This window comes from Lysinibacillus sp. VIII_CA, assembly GCF_049943995.1.
In the GTDB taxonomy this organism is placed as follows: Bacteria; Bacillota; Bacilli; order Bacillales_A; family Planococcaceae; genus Lysinibacillus; species Lysinibacillus pinottii.
Genome location: NZ_JBNFXM010000130.1, coordinates 1 through 247, shown reverse-complemented (window position 1 = coordinate 247; position 247 = coordinate 1). Strand labels below are relative to the sequence as shown.

General features: G+C 57.9%; 2 tRNA genes and 1 rRNA gene. All 3 read right to left on the bottom strand.

Going from position 1 to position 247, the window contains the following annotated elements:
* Window positions 1-2: 2 nt before the first annotated feature.
* Window positions 3-75, bottom strand: a tRNA-Asp gene (locus ACP3VS_RS24535).
* Window positions 76-79: 4 nt separating this feature from the next.
* Window positions 80-155, bottom strand: a tRNA-Val gene (locus ACP3VS_RS24530).
* Window positions 156-166: 11 nt separating this feature from the next.
* Window positions 167-247: ribosomal RNA gene (gene rrf / locus ACP3VS_RS24525) — 5S ribosomal RNA — on the bottom strand; the annotation flags it as partial.

Sequence of the window (247 nt, the reverse complement as noted above, 5' to 3'; positions counted from 1 at the left end):
GGCGGTCCCGACCGGGATCGAACCGGCGATCTCCTGCGTGACAGGCAGGCATGTTAACCGCTACACCACGGGACCAAAATGGTGGAGGATGACGGGCTCGAACCGCCGACCCCCTGCTTGTAAGGCAGGTGCTCTCCCAACTGAGCTAATCCTCCATAAAAAATAAGCGAAGCGACGTCCTACTCTCACAGGGGGAAGCCCCCAACTACCATCGGCGCTAAAGAGCTTAACTTCCGTGTTCGGTATG